The following is a 22,478-nucleotide window of genomic DNA, read 5'->3' on the forward strand; positions in this document are numbered from 1 at the left end:
TCGTGCCGGCGCGGTACGGATCAGACGTTGTCGGCGAGGCCGAGCCCTTCGGCGACGCGGCGGCCGTAGCTGGCGTCGCACTGGCTGAAGTGCCAGACCATCTTCTCCTGGATGTGCTTGTCACACTGGGCCAGCAGCGTGGTCAGGTTGTGCACCAGGTCGTCGCGCTCGGCGTCGGTCATCTCGCGGAAGCGGCGGCCGGCCTGCGCGTAGTTGTTCTGCCGCTCGATCGGGGCCTTCATGACGTGCCCGGAGACGAAGGGCCGGTACTCCCGGTAGGACTCGTCGGCCTCCTGGAGACCGGCCACCGAGGACGGCTCGAAGTTGATGTGCGGGTTGCCGCCGCGGTCGTCCACCCCGTACGACATCTGACCGCCGCCCTGGTTGGTGTTGACCTGGACGTCCTCGCGCGGCCGGTTCACCGGGAGTTGCAGGTAGTTCGGGCCGACCCGGTAGCGCTGGGTGTCCGAGTAGGAGAACGTCCGCCCGACGAGCATCTTGTCGTCGGAGAAGTCGATCCCGTCGACGAGCACGCCGGTGCCGAAGGCGATCTGCTCGTTCTCGTTGTGGTGGTCGGTGATGTTGCGGTTGAGCGTCATCATGCCGACCGGCAGGTAGGGGAACTGCTCCTCCGGCCAGATCTTGGTGTCGTCGAGCGGGTCGAAGTCCAGCTCGGGGTGCTCGTCGTCGCTCATGATCTGCACGTTGAGCTCCCACTGCGGGTACTCACCGCGCTCGATCGCCTCGTACAGGTCCTTCGAGGCGTGGCCCAGCTCGGTGGCCTGGATGGCGTCCGCCTCGGCCTGGGTCAGGTTGTGCTCGCCCTGCTGGGTCAGCCAGTGGAACTTGACCAGCACGCCCTCGCCCTGCGCGTTCACGAGGCGGTAGGTGTTCACGCCGGACCCGCGCATGGTGCGGTAGTTGCGCGGAATGCCGTACGGGGAGAAGAGCCAGGTCAGCATGTGCATCGACTCGGGCGTGTTGGACATGAAGTCGAAGATGCGGTTCGGCTCCTGTCGGAAGGTCACCGGATCGGGCTTCAGCGAGTGGATCACGTCGGGGAACTTGATCGCGTCGCGGATGAAGAAGACCTGCAGGTTGTTGCCGACCAGGTCCCAGTTGCCGTCCTGGGTGCGGAACTTCACCGCGAAGCCGCGCGGGTCGCGGGCGGCCTCGGAGGAGTCCCGGCCGCCGATGACCGTGGAGAAGCGGATGGTGACCGGGGTCTTCGCGCCCCTGGTCTGGAACAGCTTGGCCCGGGTGTACGTGGCGGCCGGCTTGTCGCCGATCGTCCCGTACGCCTCGAACTCGCCGTGCGCGACGAAGCCGCGCGCGTGCACCACCCGCTCCGGGATGCGCTCCCGGTCGAAGTGGCTGATCTTCTCCAGGAAGTGGTAGTTCTCCAGCGTGGCAGGCCCGCGTGAGCCGACCGTCCGCTGCTGCTGGTTGTTGTGCACGGGGTGACCCTGGCGGGTGGTGAGGGTCGGCCTGTCGGCCTGCGGGTCGCTCATCGGTCTCCTCCGGATGCGTGGTGCGGCGTGCCTGACCGGTCCCGGGTCGGTCGGGCGGGTCGCTCGCGGGCGTACGGCGGGCACCACCCACCCAAGCGCGTTATCTGGAATGAGTCAAGTTTTTGCGCCGAAATGTGGCGACCCCGGCCGAGACCAGCGAGGAAAGTGCCTCGGATCGGGATTGGCGATCAGTACGCGGAGGGAATACCAGAGGACGAAGGAGGAGCCCATGTCGCCCACGCAGATAATCGTCATCGTGCTCGTCGTGCTGGTGATCGTCGCGGCGATCGCCGTGGCCGTCCGGACGGTCGGCCGTCGCCGCGCGCTGCGCAGCCGGTTCGGGCCGGAGTACGACCGGGTGGTGCAGGAGCAGGACAGCCGGTCCGCCGCGGAGCGCGAGCTGCGCGACCGGGAACGCCGGCACTCCGAGCTCACGCTCACCCCGCTCAGCCCGGAGTCGCGGGCCCGTTACGCCGCCGCCTGGGAAGAGCTCCAGATCCGCTTCATCGACTCGCCGGGCGAGACCGTGGGTGACGCCGACGAACTGGTCACCCGGCTCATCGAGGAGCAGGGCTATCCGACCGGGGACTTCTCCGACCAGATCGCCCACCTCTCCGTCGAGCACGCCCGCACGCTGACCAACTACCGGGACGCGCACGAGATCCACCTCCGCAACTCGCGGGGCGAGGCGAGCACCGAGGAGCTGCGCCAGGCGGTCGTGCACTACCGGGCCCTCTTCGCCGACCTGCTCGGCGAGGAGCCGGTCGGTCAGCGCACGCCCGAACAGGGTTCCCACCCGGACACTCCGCACGACGCCACGAGCCGCTGAGGAGGCCACCGATGCGCCACGAAGAGCAGCAGGTGAGCAACGACCATCCGGAGGCCGTCCGGTCCGCACCGGTGCCGGTGCCGCCGACCGACGACCGGGCCGCCCGCTCGGACGTACCCGAGGACGCCCTGGACGACCGGGGCACCTTCGACGATCCGACCACCGACCACGACCGGGCCACCGACCACGACCCGACCATCGACCCCGACCCGGCGGACGAGCACGAGCGGGCCAACGGCACCGACCCGGGAGCCTTCCGGGACCGGACCGACGACGACCGGACCGACGACGACCTGACCACCGACCGGACCGACGAGTGGGCCGACGACCAGCGGGCCGAGGACACCGACCGCCGGAGCCGGCCCGACGACGAGGGTGGCTTCCACGAGCCGGGGCCGCTGCCGACCGCCTTCGGCGCCACCACGGTGGCCGACGCGGTGGCGGCGTCCGCACTGGCGAGCCCGTACCCGCAGGACCAGCCGGACCCGCGGGCCGAGCGAACCGCCCAACCGGGCGACGGCGCCGAGGACGGCGAGCGGGAGGGTCTGCGCGCCGACCCCACCGCCGAGCTGCACCGCCGCGACGGCGTCCCGGAGACCGACCTGGACGCCGCAGCGACGACCGACGAGGACGCCGACCTGGACGCCGAGGGCCGGCGCTCGGACACCGACACCTCCACCCGCACCGTCGTCGCGGCCGACAGCACGGACGGCGCGGCCGAGCGGCGCGGCGACCTGACCGACTGGGCCGGCGATCCCGACGCGGCGGGCGCGGCCGGCTACGGCAGCGCGTCTCCGGAGATGGTGGACCCGGACGCCGACGCCGAACCGGTCACCGCCGTGGCGGCCGGCGGCTCCCTGGAATCCGCCGGGACGTCGCGGCCCGCCGGCTCGACAGTCGCCGCCGAACCGGCCACGCTCCTCGACGGGGACACCGCGCAGGGATTCCGGGACCGCTGGCGGGACGTGCAGCTGCGTTTCGTCGACGATCCGCACGCCGCCGCCGGCGAGGCTCAGGCCCTGGTGGAGGAGGCCATCCAGGCTCTCGCCTCGGCACTGGCCGCGCAGAAGAACACCCTCGGCGGGTGGCAGGACGCCGGCTCGGCGGACACCGAGCAGCTGCGGATGGCCGTCCGCAACTACCGGGACTTCCTGGACCGCGTACTGGGTCGCTGAGGCGACTCGATCGAAAAGGGGCGCTCCGGCCGGCCGGCCGGGGCGCCCCTTTCGCGTCCTGGGGGCGCTGCGTGCGCCCCACCCGTCGAAGGGCGAGCCGCCCGAGCGGGCGAGAAAGCACCGGAGCGGACGCGCAGGCGTGAAACCTCGCGTAGTGGGTAATAGGGCGCGCGCATCAAATCCGGTGCCAACGTCGGGACGAGGGGTGACGGGATGGACGGCGGCGGTCTGCGGCTCAACATGAACGGGCTGGACTACCTGATTCTTGCGCTGTACTTCGTCACCGTCCTCGGAGTGGGCTTCGCCGCCCGGCGGGCGATCCGGACCAGCGTCGACTTCTTCCTCTCCGGTCGTTCCCTGCCGGCCTGGGTGACCGGCCTCGCGTTCGTCTCCGCGAACCTGGGCGCGCTGGAGATCATCGGTATGGCGGCGAACGGCGCCCAGTACGGCGTCATGACGGTCCACTACTACTGGATCGGCGCCGTGCCGGCGATGGTCTTCCTGGGCATCGTGATGATGCCCTTCTACTACGGGTCCAAGGTCCGCAGCGTGCCCGAGTACCTGCGGCTGCGCTTCAACCGACCGACCCACCTGCTGAACGCGCTCAGCTTCGCCGTCGCCCAGGTGCTGATCGCCGGGGTGAACCTCTACGCGCTGGCCCTGGTCATGCAGGCGCTGCTCGGCTGGCCGCTCTGGACGGCGATCGTGGTCGGCGCGGCGATCGTGCTCGCGTACATCACCATCGGCGGCCTGTCCGGGGCGATCTACAACGAGGTGCTCCAGTTCTTCGTCATCCTGGCGGGCCTCATCCCGGTCACCGTGATCGGCCTGGTCAAGGTCGGCGGAGTGAGCGGGCTGATGGACGCGGTCCGCGACTCGAAGCTCGGCGAGGCGGGTCTGCACGCGTGGCAGGACACCGCCAGCACCGACAACCCGCTCGGCGCGCAGTGGATCGGCATCGTGTTCGGCCTCGGTTTCGTGCTCTCGTTCGGCTACTGGACGACGAACTTCGCCGAGGTGCAGCGCGCGCTGTCGGCGAAGAACATGAGCGCCGCCCGGCGTACGCCGATCATCGCCGCGTACCCGAAGCTGTTCATTCCCCTGGTCACGATCATCCCCGGCCTGGTGGCCCTCGTGACGGTGAAGGGGCTCGGCGCGGACAGCGGTGACCTGCAGTACAACAACGCGATTCCGCTGCTCATGCGGGACCTGCTGCCCAACGGCGTGCTCGGGGTGGCGGTCACCGGCCTGCTCGCGTCGTTCATGGCCGGCATGGCGGCCAACGTGAGCGGCTTCAACACCGTCTTCACCTACGACATCTGGCAGGCGTACGTGCGCCGCGGCCGGTCCGACGAGTACTACCTGCGCATCGGTCGGTGGGCGACTGTCGGCGCCGTGGTGATCGGCATCGGGACGGCGTTCATCGCGTCCGGGTTCAGCAACATCATGAACTACATCCAGGCGCTCTTCTCGCTGTTCAACGCGCCGTTGTTCGCCACGTTCATCATCGGCATGTTCTGGAAGCGGATGAGCGCGCTTGCCGGTTTCTGGTCGCTGCTGCTCGGCACGCTGGCGTCGCTGGCGACCTACCTGCTCTACAAGGGCGGCGTGATTGACTTCAACTCCGACCTGGAGGAGAGCTTCTGGGGCGCCGGCATCGCGTTCGTCACCGTGGCGGTGGTCGCCGCGATCCTCACCCCGCTCACGGCGGCCAAGCGCGACGAGGAGCTGCGCGGGCTGGTCTACGGCATGGGCGGCGTCGACCTGAAGGGCGACGTGCTCGCCGGGGACGCCGTCTGGTACCGCTCCCCCGTGCTGCTGGGCGTGATCGCGGTCGCGCTCGCCGCCCTCTTCTACATCCCGGTCTTCTAGGAAAGGAGTCGGCCAGATGAGCAACGACGGCCAGCCGGCGCAGGACCCGTTGATCGACGAGACGCAGGCCGAGGAGCGCCGCTCCGCCGCCGCCCGACTGTTCGACATCCGTCGGGTGATCGGTGGCCTCTTCGTGGCGTACGGGATCATCGTGACGCTGATCGGCGTCTTCGACAGCCGGGCCGAGATCGACAAGGCCGAGGGTGTCCGCATCAACCTGTGGGCCGGGCTCGTGATGCTCGCGTTCGGCCTGCTCATGCTGCTCTGGCAGTGGCTGCGCCCGGCGGAGGCGCCGTCCCCGAACGAGCAGCAGCCCGACAGCTGACCTCATGCCCGCCGCGCCGGCGCCGTCCACACGGACGGCGCCGGCGTCGCGCATGGGCTTCCCCGCACCGGGTACGCGAGGGGGGATCAGGCACCGTGTCGGACACAGGAGGGCACCATGACCGATCGCGACCGCCGACCCCCGCTGGAGGAGAGCCCGGAAACGGCAGCTGCCGTGGACGACGACAGCACCGTCGGGCAGCTGCGGACCGGAGGCGGGCCCGACCGTGACACGCCGACCTTCACCGAGCCCCGCGACCGGCCGGAGGACCTCGCTCCGGACATCGACGACCTCATCGGCGATCCGTACGCCGCCGGCACCGGCGCCACCGGAACGGGCACCGGCGCGGGCGGCGACAACATCCGTACCGGGGCCGAGCAGCCCTGGGAACCGGAGGACCTGGTGATGGCCCGCGGGCAGGACCTCACCCCGGAGAATCTGGAGAAGGCCCGTCGCGACCTGGCCGAACACGGGCGCGCGGCGATCGAGCGCACCGTGCCCTGACGTGGGCGGACAAGGGGGTCCCCGGCCCGACCGTACTGGTCGGACCGGGGACCCCGGGGAAACCTGCCGCCGGCAGTGCCTCACCTACTGCCGGCAGCGGGTTGGCGCGTGAGCTACCCGATCAGAGAGCCGGGTACGCGTTCTGCATCAGCTCCCGGAACTGGGCGGAGAACCACGCACCGGAGATCGGCGCGTTCGGCAGGGCACCGGTCGGGTTGTTGCCGTTGCGGGCGTTGCCGCCGTACGTCGGGTCGCACATCCGGTCGAAGCCCTTGCCCTCGTTGTTCGGGATCTCCGAGCTGGAGCCGTCCGACTCACCCGGGGGCTTCACCCAGACGTAGGCGTCGATACCGGTCGCCGGGTTGGCCCGGGGCCGCTCACCGAGACCGGCACCGGCCTGGTTGCACCAGTTGCCGGCGTGGGCCCGACGGTCGATCCGGCCACCGTTGACGTACGTGTCCACGCTGGTGGTCGCGCCCGGTCCGGTGGGCCGGTTGGCACCGCCCCAGCCGTTGCGGGACGTGTCGATCAGCATGCCGATGTTGGAGTTGAAGCCGACCGAGATCAGCTTGGTACGGAACGCCTGGGCGAAGGACAGCTCGTCGACGTAGAAGTTCCAGTCGACCCACTTGGACTGCCGCACCGTCTGGCCGTTCACGTTGTCGGTGACCTTGAAGTACGGCTCCGTGAGCGCCGAGTAGTTGGCGGTGTTGGTGATGAAGCCGTGCACGTTGTTGACAGTGCTGCCGGAGGCGACAGCGGCGGTCTTCAGGATGTCGGCGGTCGGGCCGAAGTTGCTGTCCCAACCGAGCCAGCCGTGGTGCCCGGCGTCGATGTAGTTGTAGACGTTGCCGATCGCGCCCAGCTTGGCGAGGGCGTAGCCGACACCGTTCACGTACGCGCCGTTGGCCTTGACCGTGTCACACATGACCGTGCCGCCGGCCTGGCCGGACGTGTTGGTGACCAGGTTCGGCAGCGAGTCGATCTCGATGACGTTGATGATCCGGATGTTCCGGTACTTCGAGTCGCTCTGGATCGCGGCGATCGGGTCGATGTACTCGGCCTTGTACCGGGGCAGTTCGTTCGGGCCCAGCTCACCGTTGGAGGCGAGCGCCGAGCAGTCCCGGCCGGGCAGGTTGTAGATCACGAACTGGATGTAGCCGGCGCCCTGACGCAGCGCCTCGTCCAGGTGCTCCCGCACCCCGAACGCGCCGTTCGAGCTGCTGTTCGGAGTGCCGTTGATGGCGGCGATCCGGTCCAGCCAGACGGCGGTGGGGTTGTTCGAGACCCGGCTTCCGCCCGGCTCGGCGTCCGCCTTGGCCTTCCACTCCGGGTTCACGTATCCGCGCACACCGGCGTACGGGTTGTCGACCTTGGTCCCGGGGGGCGGGGTGGTCGGCGGCGGCGTCGTGGGCGGAGGGGTCGTGGGCGGAGGCGTGGTGGGCGGGGGCGTGGTCGGCGGGGGCGTGGTGGGCGGCGGGGTGGTCGGGTTACCGGTGCCACCGTTGCAGACCACACCGTTCAGGGTGAACGAGGTCGGCTTCGGGTTGCTGCCGCTCCACGCGCCGTTGAACCCGAGGGTCGTCGAGGCGCCGGTCGCCAGCGTGCCGTTGTAGGACATGCTGCGGGCGGTGACCTGGCTGCCGGACTGGGTGAACTCCGCCGACCAGCCCTGCTGCACCCGCTGGCTCGAGTTGGGGAAGGTCCAGCCGAGCGTCCAACCGTTGACCGGGTCGCCGAGGTTCTTGATGGTGATGTTGGCGGTGAAGCCGCCCTGCCAGTCATTGGTCGTGTACGCGATGTCGCACTGCGTCGCGGCCTGCGCCGCGGTGACCGGGATCGTCACCAGCCCGCCGGCGACCAGAACGCCCGCGCCGGCGAGCGCGAGGGTCCGGCGTGGGCCGGACAGCCTTCTCCACACATTCATGCCACTGATCTCCTTGGGCGAGACCGGGCGCGCGTTCGGCCCGGCGAGACGGCCCGGTGGGCGTCCTGCACGGACGGCCTCCGGCGCCACGGGATTCATTGGGGGTGCCCGACCCGGACGGGCGGTGGTGGTGGTGATTGGCCGGCGCGAGGCCGACCGTTCGGCGGCCGGTTGTCGCCCGGCGAACCGGATGCCCTCGACGACCTGCCTGCGCGGTGTGGCTCCCCGAACCGCGTGCGCCGATTCTTGCATGGGAGCGCTTCCATGGCAATGGCTCGATGCGCGGCCTGCCCTCAACTCGGACGATACCCCCGAGCAGCGCGAGCGGCACCTGTCGCCTCTTACCGGGATGACCACTGCGGGTCGCGCACTGGGGGGCGGTAACAGCGCGGGCCGCACGCAAGGCCGCGCGGGTTCCGAGACGGCACTGCGAGCCGGGAAAGCCGCGTAGCACTCCTTAGCCGCTTACCACCAGCAAAGGTCAAAACGCGAATCTTTCACTTCATAAGTCATGAAACGGTCTAACGTCGGTCTTAGCTCGGTTGTCGCCGAGCTCAGGACAACAGGGATGGAGTGACGCAGGTCATGGCTAAGAAGATGCTCGGGAAGGTCGTTGCGGGCGCCGCGCTCGGCGGCGCGTCGCTCCTGGTGTTCGCGCCGGGGATCGCGTTCGCCGACGGGCACCACGACGATGACGGCAAGGTCTACGCCAAGCCGCACGTCGTGAAGGCCGGCGACGAGGTCAAGCTCCTCGAGATCTGCCCGGATCGGCAGGAGCACGCGTACGTGTGGTCCAAGGTCACCGGCAAGGTCAAGCTCAAGCCGGCGCGGGAAGACCGGGGCGAGGACCGCGGCGAGTGGAGCGAGGAGGAGGACTCCTACGACCACGACGACAAGGGCAAGGACGAACAGGGCAAGGACGAGCACGGTAAGGACGAACAGGGCAAGGACGAGCACGGCAAGGACGAGCACGGCAAGGACGAGCACGGCAAGGACGACAAGGGCAAGGACGAGCACGGCAAGGACGACAAGGGCAAGGACGAGCAGGGCAAGGGCCACGAGGGCAAGGACGAGAACGGCAAGGGCGAGAACGGCGACGACGAGTCGCAGCCGCCCGCCGACGACGCCCAGCCTGGTGGCCAGGGCGGCGGCGCTGCCGCCGACGCCTACGGCGACGAGGACAGCAAGGACTGGAAGGGCGAGGAGCACGGCCAGGACGCGGACGACAGCCGCGACCAGAAGGACTGGGACTCCAAGGACGAGGGCAAGAAGGACTGGGAGTCCAAGGACGAAGGCAAGAAGGACTGGGAGTCCAAGGACGAAGGCAAGAAGGACTGGGAGTCCAAGGACGAAGGCAAGAAGGACTGGGAGTCCAAGGACGAGGACAAGAAGGACTGGGAGTCCAAGGACGAGGACAAGAAGGACTGGGACTCCAAGGGCCACGAGTACGGCTCCGACGACGAGTACGGCTCGGACAAGGAGTACGGCTCGGACGAGTACGGCGACCACGGCAAGGGCGAGAACGGCCGGGAGCACGAGCGCGAGTTCGTGTACTACGGCGAGGCCAAGGTCGACAAGGACGCCAAGCCGGGCCGTTACGAGCTCAAGGGCTCGTGCGGCGAGGGCGAACTGGTCGTGCTGCCCCACGGTGGGGTCGACGGTGGTGACGGTGGCGTCAGCGCCGGCACCGACCGTGGCCTGGCCACCGGTGGCGCGAGCCTGCTCGGCGCTGCCGCGCTGGGCGGGATCGTTCTGATGCGTCGTCGGCGGACCGATGGTTCCCTCGTCTGACGTGACGGCGACACGGGCCGGCGGCCGTCACGGGAGACCGTGGCGTGCCGCCGGCGCGGCCGTCGTCGTCACCCTGGCCATGATCGGCGCCGGCATGATCGGCGCCTCGTTGCAGACCGGGCCCGCTCCCCGCCCTCCGCAGCCGCAAGCCCAGGCCGGCCCCGAGGTCCCCGGGCCGACGGCCACCGGGGACGACGCCACGAATCCGGGCGACGGCGAGCACGCCGCGCAGGGCGACGTTCCCGTCGGGCTGGACCGGGCCGCCCCGACCACCATCGAGATCCCCCGCATCGGCGTCAACGCGACGATCATGTCGCTCGGCACCAACCCCGACGGCACCGTCCAGGTCCCCCCGTTGGAGCAGGCCGACCAGGCTGGCTGGTACGAGCCGGGCGCGAGCCCCGGTGAGACCGGCAACGCGGTAATCGTCGGGCACGTGGATTCGGCGAAGCTCGGCCCGGCCGTGTTCTTCAACCTCGGTTCTCTCGTGCCCGGCGACACGATCACGGTGCAGCGGGCGGACGGCCAGCCGGCGACGTTCCGGGTCGACTCGGTGAAGTCGTACCCGAAGACGTCGTTCCCCACCGAACTGGTGTACGGACCGAACGACCGGCCCGGCCTGCGGGTGGTCACCTGCGGTGGCCAGTTCGACGAGGCGGTGCGCAGCTACCGGGACAACGTGGTCGTCTTCGCCACCCTGGCGGCGTGAGGCGGACGTACACAAAAGCGGTCCGGCCGGTCGGGTCACCCCGACCGGCCGGACCGCGTCCGGCGTACCGAATCAGGCCGCGCCAGAGGTCCGCACGAGCGTGCGGATCTGTCGCAGCAGCACGGACAGGGCTGCGAGGTCCGCCCGCGACTCGTCGAACTCCCCCATCGCCCGGCGGGCCCGGTGGATCGACGTGGCGTTCGACTGCTCCCACTGCTGCACCCGCTCGTGCGGCGGCTGATCCTCCGGGGTGGAGTCGAGCACCTCCGCCGTGAGCGCGGCCAGCGCGGCGTACAGGTCGTAGCGCAGCGCCATCCGTGCGAGGGTCTGCCAGCGGTCCTCGCGCGGCAGCAGGGAGATCTTCGACAGCAGCGAGTCCACCCGGAAGAGGTCGGAGAGCACGAAGTAGACCGAGGCCACCTCGCTGACGTCCCGTCCGCTGCGGGTCGCGGTCTCCACCACGTCCAGCAGGCCGAAGCTGTACATCAGCCGCGTCGCCCGCTCGGCCAGCTCGCGGGGCAGCCCCCGCTCGGTCATCGAGTCGATGTGCGCCTCGATGGCCTGCCGCTCGCCGCCGTAGAACAGTTCCTCGAGCCCGGGCAGCAGCCGGGCCACCCCGTCCCGCAGCCGGTTGATCTCGGTCGGTACGTCGATCGGCGAGCGCCGGTTGGTGACCAGCCAGCGCACCGCGCGGTCGAGCAGCCGACGGGTGTCGAGGTAGACGCTCGTCTGCAGCTCCGGGGAGACCTTGTTGTCCAGCGCCTCCACCGTGTCCCACAGCTCACGCAGCCCGAAGACCTCGCGGACCACCACGTACGCCCGGATCACGTCGGCGGCGCTGGCCGCCGTCTCCTCGACGACCCGGAAGACGAACGAGATGCCGCCCCGGTTGATCGCCTCGTTGACCAGCACTGTGGTGACGATGTCCCGACGGAGCCGGTGCCGGCCCATCCGGTCGGCGAACCGCTCACGCATCGGCGTCGGGAAGTAGTTGACCAGGACGTCGGTCGTCCACTCCTCGTCGGCCAACCCCTCGGTGAGGATCTCCCGTTCCAGGACGATCTTCACGTACGCGAGCAGCACCGCGAACTCCGGCGCGGTCAGCCCGGACTCGCTGCGCACCGCCAGTTCCTCGTCCGGCGGCAGCGCCTCCAGCGACCTGTCGAGCGCGCCGGAGCGCTCCAGCTCATTGATCATCCGGCGGTGCACCGGGAGCAGCGAGGCGGCCTGGGCCTGGGCGTTGTTGATCGCCCGGGCCTGGTCGTAGTTGTCCCGCAGCACCAGCTCGGCGACCTCGTTGGTCATCCCGGCCAGCAGCTCGTCCCGCTCGGCAGTGGTCAGTTCGCCGTCGGCGACAGCAGTGTTGAGCAGGATCTTGATGTTCACCTCGTGGTCGGAGGTGTCCACACCTGCCGCGTTGTCGATGAAGTCGGTGTAGATCCGGCCACCGGTCAGCGCGTACTCGATCCGGCCGAGCTGGGTCCAGCCCAGGTTGCCGCCCTCGCCCGCCACCCGGCAGCGCAGGCTGCGCCCGTCCACCCGGATCGCGTCGTTGGACTTGTCGCCCACCTCCGCGTTGGTCTGGGTGGACGCCTTGACGTACGTGCCGATGCCGCCGTTCCAGAACAGATCCACCGGAGCGGTGACGATCGCCTTCATCAGCTCCTGCGGCGACAGCTGCGTGACGTCGTCGTCGAGGCCGATCGCCGCCCGGACCTGCGGCGTGAGCGGGATCGACTTCGCGGTACGCGGGAAGATGCCGCCCCCGGCCGAGATCAGCTCGGGGTTGTAGTCCTCCCAGGAGGAGCGGGGCAGCTCGAACAGCCGCCGACGCTCCGCGTACGAGGTGGCGGCGTCCGGGTCGGGGTCGAGGAAGATGTGCCGGTGGTCGAACGCGGCCACCAGCCGGATGTGCTCGGAGAGCAGCATCCCGTTGCCGAAGACGTCGCCGGACATGTCGCCGACGCCCACCACCGTGAAGTCCTGGGTCTGGGTGTCCAGGCCCAGCTCGCGGAAGTGCCGCTTGACCGACTCCCACGCCCCGCGGGCGGTGATGCCCATCTTCTTGTGGTCGTACCCGGCCGAACCGCCGGAGGCGAAGGCGTCGCCCATCCAGAAGTTGTGCGCCTGGGAGATCTCGTTGGCGATGTCGGAGAACGTGGCGGTTCCCTTGTCCGCCGCCACCACCAGGTACGGGTCGTCGCCGTCGTGCCGGACCACGTCGTCGGGCGGCACGATCTGCCCGCTGACGATGTTGTCGGTGACGTCCAGCATCGCGCCGACGAACTCCTGGTAGCAGGCGACCGCCTCGTCCCGGTCGCCCGGCTTCTGCTTCAGCACGAAGCCGCCCTTGGCGCCCACCGGCACGATCACGGTGTTCTTCACCATCTGCGCCTTGACCAGGCCCAGCACCTCGGTGCGGAAGTCCTCGCGACGGTCGGACCAGCGCAACCCGCCCCGGGCCACCGGCCCGAACCGCAGGTGCACGCCCTCGAACCGCGGCGAGTACACGAAGATCTCGAACTTCGGCCGGGGCGCCGGCAGGTCCGGGATGGCCTGCGGGTCGAGCTTGAACGCCACGTACGCCTTCGGCCGCCCGCCGACCGGCTTCTGGTAGAAGCTGGTCCGCAGCGTCGCCTCGATGAGCGTGAGGTACGAGCGCAGGATCCGGTCCTGGTCGAGGCTCGCCACGTCGTCCAGCGCGCCCCGGATCGTCTCCACCAGCTCGCCGCTGCGCTGTTGCCGCTGCTCGGCGGTGAACTCGCCCGGCGCGAACCGGGTCTCGAACAGCTCCACCAACAGGCTGGCGAGCTTCGGGTACGCGATGAAGGTCTGCTCCATGTAGTCCTGCGAGAAGACCGTGCCGGCCTGCCGCAGGTACTTCGCGTACGCCCGCAGCACCACCACCTGCCGCCAGGTCAGCCCGGCGCGCAGCACCAGCTCGTTGAACCGGTCCACCTCGGCCTCGCCGCGCCACGCCGCCGCGAACGCGTTCTCCACGTGCGGGCGTACCTCGGACAGCTCGTGGTGCCCCTCGGGCAGCATGAGGCCGAAGTCGTACAGGTAGACGCGACCGTCGATCCGGTCCACCTCGTACGGGTGCTCGTCGACCACGCGGACGCCGAGCGAGTGCAGCACCGGCAGCACCGCGGAGAGCATCATCGGCTCGCCGTACCGGTAGACCTTGAACCGCACGTTCGTCGTGTCGGCGAGGTCCGCACCGGGCACCCGGGTGCCCGGCCGGGGTGCGAGCTGCTTGCGGAACAGGTGCATCTCCAGCTGGCCGGGCTCCTCCAGCAGCTCCAGCTTGGCCAGGTCCTTCATCGCCTCGTACGGCGTGTGCCCGTCCTTGTAGCCCTCCGGGAACGCGTCGGCGTACCTGGTGAACAGGTGCTTGGCCTGCTCGTCGCCGAGCTTGCGTTCCAACACCAGCCGGTAGTCGTCGTCCCAGAGCCGTGTCGCGTCGGCCAGCTCCTCGGCCAGCAGGTCGGCGTCGATGTCGCCGGGTGGCCGGGTCGGGTCGGTGCGGACGATGAAGTGGATCCGGGCGAGCATCGACTCGGTGACCCGGGTCGTGTAGTCCACCCCGACGCCGTTCAGCTCACGCAGCAGGATGTCCTGCATACGCAGCCGGTTCTGGGTGGTGAACCGGTCCCGGGGAAGGTAGATCAGGCAGGAGATGAACCGCCCGTACGCGTCCCGGCGCAGGAACACCCGCAGCTGCCGGCGGCCCGCCATCCGCAGCACACCGATCACCGCGTGGTACAGGTCGTCGGTCTTGATCTGGAACAACTCGTCGCGCGGGTAGGTCTCCAGGATCTGGAGCAGATCCTTGCCGGAGTGGCTGCGCCGGCTCAGGCCGGAGCGGTCGAGCACCTCCGCGACCTTACGACGCACCACCGGCAGCTCCCGGACGCTGGTCCGGTACGCGGCGGTGGAGAACAGGCCCAGGAAGCGCCGCTCCCCGATGACCTCGCCGTCGGAGTTGAAGATCTTGAAGCCGATGTAGTCCAGGTACGCCGAGCGGTGCACGGTGGCCCGCGAGTTGGCCTTGGTGATGATGAGCAGGCGCTTCTCCAGCACCTTCTCGTGTGCCTCGTGCGTCATCGACGACAGCGACCGGGCCTCCGGGGAGTCCGAGCGCAGGATGCCCAGGCCGGTGCCGAGCACCGCCTCCAGCGCCTTGCCGTCGACCGGGTCGGCGGTGTTCCCGTCCGGAGCGTCCACCAGGCGGTACTCGCGGTAGCCGAGGAACGTGAAGTGGTCGTGCGCCAGCCAGCGCAGCAGCTCCACCGAGTCGGTGATGTCCTTCTCCGGCACCGGCGGACGGTTGTCCGAGGTGCGGGCCGAGGCCAGTTCGTCGGCGAGCGCGAGCGCACGCTGACGCATCTTCGGCCAGTCCTCCACTGCCTCCCGCACGTCGGTGAGCACCCGTTGCAGCTCACGGCGCAGCCGGTCGCGTTCGGCGGCGTCCCGGACCGGGTCGATCTCGATCCGCATCCAGCTCTCGATGATGTCGCCGGCGATCGCGTCGTCCGGCTCCACGTCCGCCGAGACCTCGGTGAGGCGGCCCAGCGGCTCGCGCCGGACCACCACGAGCGGGTGCACCAGCAGGTGCACGTCCAGGTGGTACGAGTTGAGCAGCGCGGTCACGGAGTCGACCAGGAACGGCATGTCGTCGGTGACGATCTCGACGACGGTGTGGTGCTGGTCGGCGTGCGGCTCGTGGATGCGCAGCTTCAACTCGCCGGGCACCCGCTGCTGCGCGAGGTCCCGGTGTGCCCGGGCCGCGTCGAGCATCTCCTCCGCCGTGAAACCGACCAGTTCCTCGTCCGGGGCGAACCGCCAGAAGCGGCCGACCAGGGTCGCCGCGTCGTGGTCGTCCCCTGCGAGCGCGACAGCCTGGGCCACCAGACGCTCCGCGTTGGGGACCGGTTCGTCGAGCTCGGCGTCCTCCACGTCGTCGGCCAACGCCTCGGTCGGCAGGCCCAGATCGTAGATGGTGTCGATGCTCGACCCGGTCAGCCCCGTGACGCCCGTGTCGAGCCGGCCGTAGCCGTCCCCGTCGGTCGCCGAATCGAAGCTGTCGTCGTCCCGGCCGGAGTCATCCTGCCGGAGGTCGGGTTCCGGTTTGATCGCCGGACGCCGGTCCATCGGTGCCACTCCCCTCGACCCACCGCGTTGTGGGTCACTCTGCCGCCCAGCGTAAGCCTGTCGTTTCCCGCCTTGGTCGGCGGACCACTGGCCGGACGTCCGGATCGGGACTTTGTCCTTTCACCCGTTGCGGGTCCGAGGTTGGCCGGTTGCGGGATACCCCGCCCCGCGATGTTCATCACACCGGCCCGGCCCGTCTTTCCGCACGTCGAGCCCCACACGGGACGTTGGGGACACCCTTCGCGTACTACCGTGCAGAGCAGCCCGAGACCGGAAGGACCGCTTCATGACCTTGTCCTACCCCCGGCCCCACCGGCCGAACCGCACCCGGCGGATCGCCGCTCTCACGGCGACTCTGCTCACCGCTGGCGTCCTGGCGGCGTGTTCCGGCGACGACGGGCCGGAGCGCAGCGCCGACGCCTTCCTCGCCGGCTGGCGCAGCGGCGACCTGCAGGCGGTCGCGATGGTCGACACGACCGGCGCCAAGGTGCCGGCGGCCGAGGTGACCAAGGAGATCAAGGAGCTGTCCGGCGAGTTGGCGGCCACCCCGCCCGCCCTGGCCCGCCAGGGTGAGCCGAAGATCACCAAGAACATCGCGACCACGACGATCCGGGTCGACTGGTCCCTGCCGGGCCAGGCGCACTGGACGTACGACCGGGAGCTGCGGCTCGTCAAGGGCGACGACGACCAGTGGCAGGTGATGTGGGAGCCGCGGGTGCTCCACGAGCAGCTCACCAAGGGCGACCGGCTGGGGCTGCGCCGCGACACCGGCCCCCGGGCGGGGCTGCTGGACGCGGCCGGCACGCCGATCGTCGCGCCCCGTCCGGTGGTGCGGGTGGGTGTGCAGCCGAACCAGGTCACCGACATCAAGAAGCTGGTCAAGGATCTTGACGCCGCCTTCAAGGCGATCCGTCCGGCCCTGGTCCCCGCCGTCGACCTGGGCGACCTGCCCAAGCGGGTGGCCGAGGCCGACCCGGGTGCGCTCGTCGAGGTGGTGACCCTGCGCGAGGACGCGTACCGGCAGATCAAGCCTCGGATCTACGACCTGCCCGGCACCAAGTTCGTCTCCGACAAGCTCGACCTGGCGCCGACCCGGGAGTTCGCCCGCGCCCTGCTCGGCTCGGTCGACCAGGCGCAGGCCGACGACCTCGCCGCCCACCCGGACCGGTACGTCGTCGGTGACCTGGTCGGGCACGGCGGGTTGCAGGGCCGCTACGACGAGCGGCTGCGCGGAGCCCCCGGCCTGACGGTAGTGGTCGAGCGGCCCGCCGAGGACGGCAAGCTGGCACCCACCGGCGCCGAGCTGTTCCGCCGCGAGCCGCAGCCCGGTCAGGCGCTGAAGACCACCCTGGACGTGGCCACCCAGAACGCGGCCGACGCCGCCCTGCGCGCCGAGCCGCGCCGGTCCGCCCTGGTGGCGGTACGCGTCAGCGACGGCGCGGTGCTCGCCGCCGCCAACGGTCCCGGGCCGGCCGGCGAGAACCTGGCCTTCACCGCCCAGGTGCCGCCGGGCTCCACGTTCAAGATGGTCAGCGCGCTGGGCCTGCTGGATCGGGGTGCGGTCACCCTGGACGGGCCGGTGGAGTGCAAGAAGACCTTCACCGTCGACGGCCGGTCCTTCAAGAACTCGGACAACTTCGAGTTGGGCTCGGTGCCGTTCCGCACCGACTTCGCCAAGTCCTGCAACACGGCTTTCGCCTCGCTGGCGCCGAAGCTCGGCGGTGACGGGCTGGCCGCCGCCGGCCGCTCGCTGGGCCTGGAGGGGCAGTGGGATCTCGGTGTGGACGCCTTCACCGGCAAGGTGTCGACCGGCGGCAGCCCGGCCGAGCAGGCCGCCGCGTCGTTCGGCCAGGGCACCACGCTGGTCAGCCCCCTGGCCATGGCCGGCGCCACGGCGGCCGTCGCCCGGGGCGCGTTCATCCAGCCGAAGCTGCTGGTCGACCCTGCGCCGGCCAAGCCGGCCGTGACCGACGGACCGCTCAAGCCGCAGTCGATCGAGCCGCTGCGCACGATGATGCGCGAGGTCGTCACCGCCGGCACCGGCAGCGCCCTCAAGGACGTTCCGGGCGGCGAGGTGTACGGCAAGACCGGCACCGCCGAGTACGACGACAACCCGGCCCACACCCACGCCTGGTTCGTCGGCTGGCGGGGTGACGTCGCGTTCGCCGTGTTCGTGGAGAAGGGCGGGGCCAGCACCGCCTCGGCCGTCCCGATCGCCGAGCGCTTCCTCCGGGCCGTGCCCGCCACCTGACCCGCCGTACGCCGCTGGTCGCCACCCGCGCCAGCGGTGATCCACCCGGTGGTGCGGCGAACCGGGGTGTCCGGGCCGTCCGGGCACCCCGGTTCCGCTCATTGCGGGGTGGAGCGCGGCGCGGTGGACCGGGTCAGGCGGAGTCGGCCTCGTGCCGGTCCGGCGGGGTCTCGGCCGGCGGCGCGGGCCGTCGGAGCAGACCTGGGCCGGCCGAGGCAGGCGGGCCGACCGGTTCGCGATCGACAGTGGCCGCGATCTGGGCCGCGAGGCCGGTTGGCTCGGCTGGGGGCCGCCCGCCCACGCCGTTCGGCTCCGCCGCGGGCGCGACGGCGTCAGCCACCTCGTCGTCAGCCACCGCGCCGACCGACGAACGGACGCCTGCGGGCTGGTCATCGGAGACGCCACTCTCGGGGAGGTCGTCGCCGCCGCGTTCATCGACCCGATCGGGGCCGTCGCGCCCGGCGAGGCGCGCGGAACGGTCGAGCCCGTCACGCCCCGCGAGGCGCTCGGCGGCTGTCGCGCCCCGCCCGTTGCCGCGCCGTGGGGAGGGCGTGGGCCGGGGCGACAGCAGTCGGGGTGGCACCGCCTCCGGGGCGGTGACCGGGGCCAGGCCGGCGACCACCGTGTTGACGATCTCGGCGGCGTACGAGCCGTCCGGGTCGTAGTCGGGGTCGAAGACGGTCAGCTCGACGCCGAGGCAGTGCGGGGTGTCGACCAGGCCGGCGAGCAGGATCTCCAGCTCGGCGAAGGCGATGCCACCGGGGTCGGGGGCGTCCACGGCCGGCATCACCGCCGGGTCGAGCACGTCGACGTCGATGTGCACCCAGTAGCCCGCGCAGTCGGCGAGCTGCTCGTGCGCCCACTGGGCCGTCCGGGCGGCGCCTTCGGCGCGCAGCGCCGGCACCGGCCGGGTGGTGATGCCCGCGGCCTGGAGGTCGAGGCGGTACTCGTCCTGCGCCCGGATGCCGAGCACCACCACGTCGATGTCGCGGAAGTAGGGCCGACGGCCCTCCAGCGCGGCCAGGTCGGCCTGCCCGCGCCCGGTGACGAGGGCCAGGTCCTCGCCGGCGGCCGCGCCGACGTAGGAGGCGTTGCCGGGGTGCCGGAAGTCGGAGTGCCCGTCGACGAAGACCAGCCCGATCCGCCCGCCTACCGCCTCACCGAGGCGGTGCATGGCCAGGGCGGAGCCGAGCAGCACGGAGCAGTCACCGCCCAGCACCACCGGGAACTCACCCCGGTCGATGATCGAGCCGATCCGCTCGGCGAGGGCGAGGGAGTAGTCGGCGATCTCCCGGGCGTGGCACACGCCGTCACCGGGCCGCCAGTCGCCCGGGTCGTACCGGGGTGGGGTGACGCAGCCGGCGTCGCGGGCCCGCAGCCGGGCCAGCAGGTCGTGGTCACGCAACGCGCCGGGCGCCTTGGCGCAGCCCGGCACGGAGGTGGACGTCGGCGGTCGCAGGCCGAGATTTGTCGGCGCGTCGAGGACGGCGATCCGGCGCATCATGAGCTCCCGTCCTCGGTGGTCGGGCGGGCCGGCGAAACGCCGGCCCGCGCTGGCGTACTACGAACTCACGATCCGTGCGGCTGACTCAGAACAGGGCGCTGGCCAGGGCCCGCCGGGCCGAGGCGACCGCCGGGTCGTCCGGGCCGGCGATGGAGAACAGCGACACCAGGTGCTGGCGGACCGTCTCGCGGTCCTCACCGGCGGTGCGTCGGACCAGGCCGACGAGCCGGGCGTACGCCTGCTCGGCCAGGCCGCTGAGCACCTCGATGTCGGCGGCCAGCAGCTGGGCCGCGACGTCGTCGGGGGCGCTCTCGGCGGCGGCCAGCGCGGCGGCCGGGTCGGCGCCCGCGACCCGGCGGGCCACGCCGACCTGGGCCAGACCCGCAGTGGCGGCGGCGTCCGCCGGTGCGTCCGCGAGGATCTTGCGGTACGCCTGCTCGGCGGCGTCCAGGTCGCCGCTCATGAGCGCGTCGTCCGCCTCGTCGAGGCGCGGGTCCTCCGGTTCGGCGACGGCCACGCCACCGGCCTTGAGCACCGCCTGGATCCACTGGCGGAGCTGGGCCTCGGGCACCACGCCGGAGAAGGCGTCGATCGGCTGGCCGCCGACGACCGCGTAGACCATGGGGATGCCCTGGACCCGGAACATCTGGGCGATCCGCGGGTTTTCCTGCACGTCGACCCGGGCGAGCACCCAGGCGCCGGCGCCCTCGGCGGCCAGCCGCTCCAGCACCGGGGCGAACTCGTCGCTCTCCGGGAAGCCGGCCGCACCGAAGAAGACGATGACGGGCATGGCCATCGACCGTTCGAGCACATCGGCCTGGATGGTGGCCTCGGTGACGTCGACGATGGCGGCGTTGCTGTCGGCGGTCTGCGCGCCGGGCACGCCGGCGGACGGGCCGCCCTGCGGGGGTGTGCCGGGGCGGGTACTGGCTGGTGCGGGGCCGCGCAGCGTGCTGAGGTCGACCGCGCCGCGGGTGAAGATCGACGAGGTGATCCGTGGGTCGCTCATGGTTACCTAGTCTCGCACGCGAGCCCGGATTCCCGGCTCACCCACAACTCCGACGTTGCAACTCTCACGCCCCAATCCCACCTCCGCGATCTTGCACTTTCTGTCGCCGAAACGGGGCATTGACCCCGTTCGCCGGGACAGAAAGTGCAAGATCGACGGGGTTAGAAGCGGGCGGGTTCGCGGTAGGTGCCCCACTCGGCCCGGAGGGCGTCGCAGATCTCACCAAGGGTCGCTTCGGCGCGGACCGCGTCGAGCATGGCGGGGATCATGTTCTCGTCGGTGCGGCTGGCGTCGACCATGCGGGCGACAGCCGCGCGGACCGCCGGCTCGTCGCGTCCGGTCTTGCGCTCGGCGAGCACCCGGCGCTGCTCCAGCTCCACCTCGTGCGAGATGCGCAGGATCTCCAGCTCCTTGGCCACCGTGCCGGTGTGGCAGTTGACCCCGACGATCTTCTTGTCGCCCTTCTCCAGGGCCTGCTGGTAGACGAAGGCCGACTCGGCGATGTGCCCGGTGAACCAGCCGTCCTCGATGCCACGCAGGATGCCGGAGGTCATCGGGCCGATCTGGTGCGGCCCGTCCCCGCCGAGTTGCCGGATGCGAGCGAAGATCTCCTCCGCCTCGGCCTCGATCTTGTCGGTCAGCGCCTCGACGTACCAGGAGCCGCCGAGTGGGTCGGCCACGTTGACCACACCGGTCTCCTCCATCAGCACCTGCTGGGTACGCAGGGCGATCTCGGCGGACTCGTCGGTGGGCAGCGCCAGGGTCTCGTCCAGTGCGTTGGTGTGCAGCGAGTTCGTGCCGCCCAGCACCGCCGCGAGCGCCTCGACGGCGGTGCGTACGACGTTGTTGACCGGCTGCTGAGCGGTCAGCGACACTCCGGCGGTCTGCGTGTGGAACCGCAGCCACAGGGCCTTCTCGCTGGTCGCGCCGTAGACGTCACGCAGCCAGCGGGCCCAGATCCGACGGGCGGCCCGGAACTTGGCGATCTCCTCGAAGAAGTCGAGGTGCGAGTCGAAGAAGAAGCTCAGCCCCGGCGCGAAGACGTTCACGTCCAGCCCACGCGAGAGGCCCAGCTCCACGTAGCCGAAGCCGTCGGCCAGGGTGTACGCCAGCTCCTGCGCGGCGGTCGAACCGGCCTCGCGGATGTGGTAGCCGGAGACCGACAGCGGCTTGTAGCGCGGGATCTCCGCCGCGCAGTACTCCATCAGGTCGCCGATCAGGCGCAGGTGCGGCTCGGGGTCGAAGAGCCACTCCTTCTGCGCGATGTACTCCTTGAAGATGTCGGTCTGCAGCGTGCCGTCCAGCTTGGACAGGTCGGCGCCCTGCCGCTCCGCGGCGACCAGGTACATGCAGAACACCGGCACGGCCGGGCCGGAGATGGTCATCGAGGTGGTGACGTCGGCCAGGTCGATGCCGTCGAAGAGCGCCTGCATGTCGGTGGCGGTGTCGATGGCGACCCCGCAGTGGCCGACCTCGCCGAGCGCCTGCGGGTCGTCCGAGTCGCGGCCCATCAGCGTCGGCATGTCGAACGCGACCGAGAGCCCGCCGCCGCCGGCGCCGAGGATCATCTTGTACCGCTCGTTGGTCTGCTGCGCGTTGCCGAAGCCCGCGAACTGCCGGATCGTCCAGGTCCGCCCGCGGTAGCCGGTCGGATGAAGACCCCGGGTGTACGGGTACTCGCCCGGCCAGCCGATCCGCTCGAAGCCCGGGTACGCGCTGCCCTCCGGCGGCCCGTAGACCGGCTCCACAGGCATCCCGGAGAGCGTGGTGAAGTCGGCGTCCCGCTTGCGCGCGGAGTCGTACCGGGCCTGCCAGCGCGCCCGTCCGGCGTCGATCTCGTCGGCGTCCATGCGCAGGGCTCCTCCTCGGTTCCTCGATTGCACATCGAGTGTAGAGCCCTGGCCTGAACGATCGCTA

General features: G+C 70.7%; 13 protein-coding genes and 1 pseudogene. 8 read left to right on the forward strand and 6 right to left on the reverse strand.

The features are described from left to right. Positions 1–20 precede the first annotated feature (20 nt). Positions 21–1,511, reverse strand: coding sequence for a catalase (locus AB0B39_RS27215; RefSeq protein WP_357496071.1), 1,491 nt, complete (start codon positions 1,509–1,511; stop codon positions 21–23). 229 nt (positions 1,512–1,740) lie between these two features. On the opposite strand from AB0B39_RS27215, the gene AB0B39_RS27220 reads away from it, so the two are divergent. The 5 genes and pseudogenes from AB0B39_RS27220 (at position 1,741) to AB0B39_RS27240 (ending at position 6,216) form a co-directional block, all read left to right on the forward strand. After that, on the forward strand, positions 1,741–2,340 hold the full coding sequence (locus AB0B39_RS27220) for a hypothetical protein (RefSeq protein WP_234582068.1): 600 nt from the start codon (positions 1,741–1,743) through the stop codon (positions 2,338–2,340). A 326-nt stretch (positions 2,341–2,666) separates the two neighbouring features. After that, positions 2,667–2,909: pseudogene (locus AB0B39_RS27225) on the forward strand (hypothetical protein); the annotation flags it as partial. 819 nt (positions 2,910–3,728) lie between these two features. Further along, positions 3,729–5,387, forward strand: coding sequence for a sodium:solute symporter family protein (locus AB0B39_RS27230; protein WP_234582066.1), 1,659 nt, complete (start codon positions 3,729–3,731; stop codon positions 5,385–5,387). 16 nt (positions 5,388–5,403) lie between these two features. Next, positions 5,404–5,712: a hypothetical protein gene (locus AB0B39_RS27235; protein WP_357496068.1), complete on the forward strand. Its 309-nt coding sequence runs from the start codon at positions 5,404–5,406 to the stop codon at positions 5,710–5,712. 117 nt (positions 5,713–5,829) lie between these two features. Continuing rightward, a complete protein-coding gene (locus tag AB0B39_RS27240) occupies positions 5,830–6,216 on the forward strand; it encodes a hypothetical protein (RefSeq protein ID WP_234582064.1) in 387 nt (128 codons plus the stop codon). A 121-nt stretch (positions 6,217–6,337) separates the two neighbouring features. Here the strand turns inward: AB0B39_RS27240 and AB0B39_RS27245 are convergent, their stop codons facing one another. Continuing rightward, the gene (locus AB0B39_RS27245) at positions 6,338–8,143 is read right to left on the reverse strand and encodes a glycoside hydrolase family 6 protein (RefSeq protein WP_357575735.1); all 1,806 of its coding nucleotides are present in this window, start codon (positions 8,141–8,143) and stop codon (positions 6,338–6,340) included. Between the two features lie 585 nt (positions 8,144–8,728). Between AB0B39_RS27245 and AB0B39_RS27250 the strand changes: the two genes are divergently transcribed. Together AB0B39_RS27250 and AB0B39_RS27255 are read left to right on the forward strand one after the other, a co-directional pair. Next, complete coding sequence (locus AB0B39_RS27250; RefSeq protein ID WP_357575736.1) at positions 8,729–9,934, forward strand: hypothetical protein; 1,206 nt, start codon at positions 8,729–8,731, stop codon at positions 9,932–9,934. Position 9,935: 1 nt separating this feature from the next. Continuing rightward, positions 9,936–10,643, forward strand: a complete 708-nt coding sequence (locus AB0B39_RS27255; protein WP_234582061.1) for a class F sortase — start codon at positions 9,936–9,938, stop codon at positions 10,641–10,643. Between the two features lie 72 nt (positions 10,644–10,715). Here AB0B39_RS27255 and AB0B39_RS27260 read toward each other — a convergent pair whose 3' ends face one another. Further along, positions 10,716–15,797, reverse strand: coding sequence for an NAD-glutamate dehydrogenase (locus AB0B39_RS27260; RefSeq protein WP_357496062.1), 5,082 nt, complete (start codon positions 15,795–15,797; stop codon positions 10,716–10,718). A gap of 286 nt (positions 15,798–16,083) precedes the next feature. On the opposite strand from AB0B39_RS27260, the gene AB0B39_RS27265 reads away from it, so the two are divergent. Then, entirely contained in the window at positions 16,084–18,048 is a 1,965-nt protein-coding gene (locus AB0B39_RS27265) for a penicillin-binding transpeptidase domain-containing protein (protein WP_357575737.1), read from the forward strand. 133 nt (positions 18,049–18,181) lie between these two features. Here AB0B39_RS27265 and AB0B39_RS27270 read toward each other — a convergent pair whose 3' ends face one another. The 3 genes from AB0B39_RS27270 to AB0B39_RS27280 all read right to left on the reverse strand — a co-directional run bounded on the left by AB0B39_RS27270 (position 18,182) and on the right by AB0B39_RS27280 (position 22,411). After that, a complete protein-coding gene (locus AB0B39_RS27270) occupies positions 18,182–19,552 on the reverse strand; it encodes an arginase family protein (protein WP_357575738.1) in 1,371 nt (456 codons plus the stop codon). A gap of 85 nt (positions 19,553–19,637) precedes the next feature. Next, the gene (locus AB0B39_RS27275) at positions 19,638–20,561 is read right to left on the reverse strand and encodes a tetratricopeptide repeat protein (protein ID WP_357575739.1); all 924 of its coding nucleotides are present in this window, start codon (positions 20,559–20,561) and stop codon (positions 19,638–19,640) included. Between the two features lie 161 nt (positions 20,562–20,722). Further along, the gene (locus AB0B39_RS27280; protein WP_234582057.1) at positions 20,723–22,411 is read right to left on the reverse strand and encodes a methylmalonyl-CoA mutase family protein; all 1,689 of its coding nucleotides are present in this window, start codon (positions 22,409–22,411) and stop codon (positions 20,723–20,725) included. Between the last annotated feature and the right edge of the window lie 67 nt (positions 22,412–22,478).

Origin of the sequence: Micromonospora sp. NPDC049114 (genome assembly GCF_040648635.1) — a bacterium.
In the GTDB taxonomy this organism is placed as follows: Bacteria; Actinomycetota; Actinomycetes; order Mycobacteriales; family Micromonosporaceae; genus Micromonospora.

Bases quoted from the DNA above. Each gene is read 5' to 3' on its own strand.
- AB0B39_RS27215 (WP_357496071.1), bottom strand. From the start codon at position 1,511: ATGAGCGACCCGCAGGCCGACAGGCCGACCCTCACCACCCGCCAGGGT.
- AB0B39_RS27220 (WP_234582068.1), top strand. From the start codon at position 1,741: ATGTCGCCCACGCAGATAATCGTCATCGTGCTCGTCGTGCTGGTGATC.
- AB0B39_RS27230 (WP_234582066.1), top strand. From the start codon at position 3,729: ATGGACGGCGGCGGTCTGCGGCTCAACATGAACGGGCTGGACTACCTG.
- AB0B39_RS27235 (WP_357496068.1), top strand. From the start codon at position 5,404: ATGAGCAACGACGGCCAGCCGGCGCAGGACCCGTTGATCGACGAGACG.
- AB0B39_RS27240 (WP_234582064.1), top strand. From the start codon at position 5,830: ATGACCGATCGCGACCGCCGACCCCCGCTGGAGGAGAGCCCGGAAACG.
- AB0B39_RS27245 (WP_357575735.1), bottom strand. From the start codon at position 8,143: ATGAATGTGTGGAGAAGGCTGTCCGGCCCACGCCGGACCCTCGCGCTC.
- AB0B39_RS27250 (WP_357575736.1), top strand. From the start codon at position 8,729: ATGGCTAAGAAGATGCTCGGGAAGGTCGTTGCGGGCGCCGCGCTCGGC.
- AB0B39_RS27260 (WP_357496062.1), bottom strand. From the start codon at position 15,797: ATGGACCGGCGTCCGGCGATCAAACCGGAACCCGACCTCCGGCAGGAT.
- AB0B39_RS27265 (WP_357575737.1), top strand. From the start codon at position 16,084: ATGACCTTGTCCTACCCCCGGCCCCACCGGCCGAACCGCACCCGGCGG.
- AB0B39_RS27270 (WP_357575738.1), bottom strand. From the start codon at position 19,552: ATGATGCGCCGGATCGCCGTCCTCGACGCGCCGACAAATCTCGGCCTG.
- AB0B39_RS27275 (WP_357575739.1), bottom strand. From the start codon at position 20,561: ATGAGCGACCCACGGATCACCTCGTCGATCTTCACCCGCGGCGCGGTC.
- AB0B39_RS27280 (WP_234582057.1), bottom strand. From the start codon at position 22,411: ATGGACGCCGACGAGATCGACGCCGGACGGGCGCGCTGGCAGGCCCGG.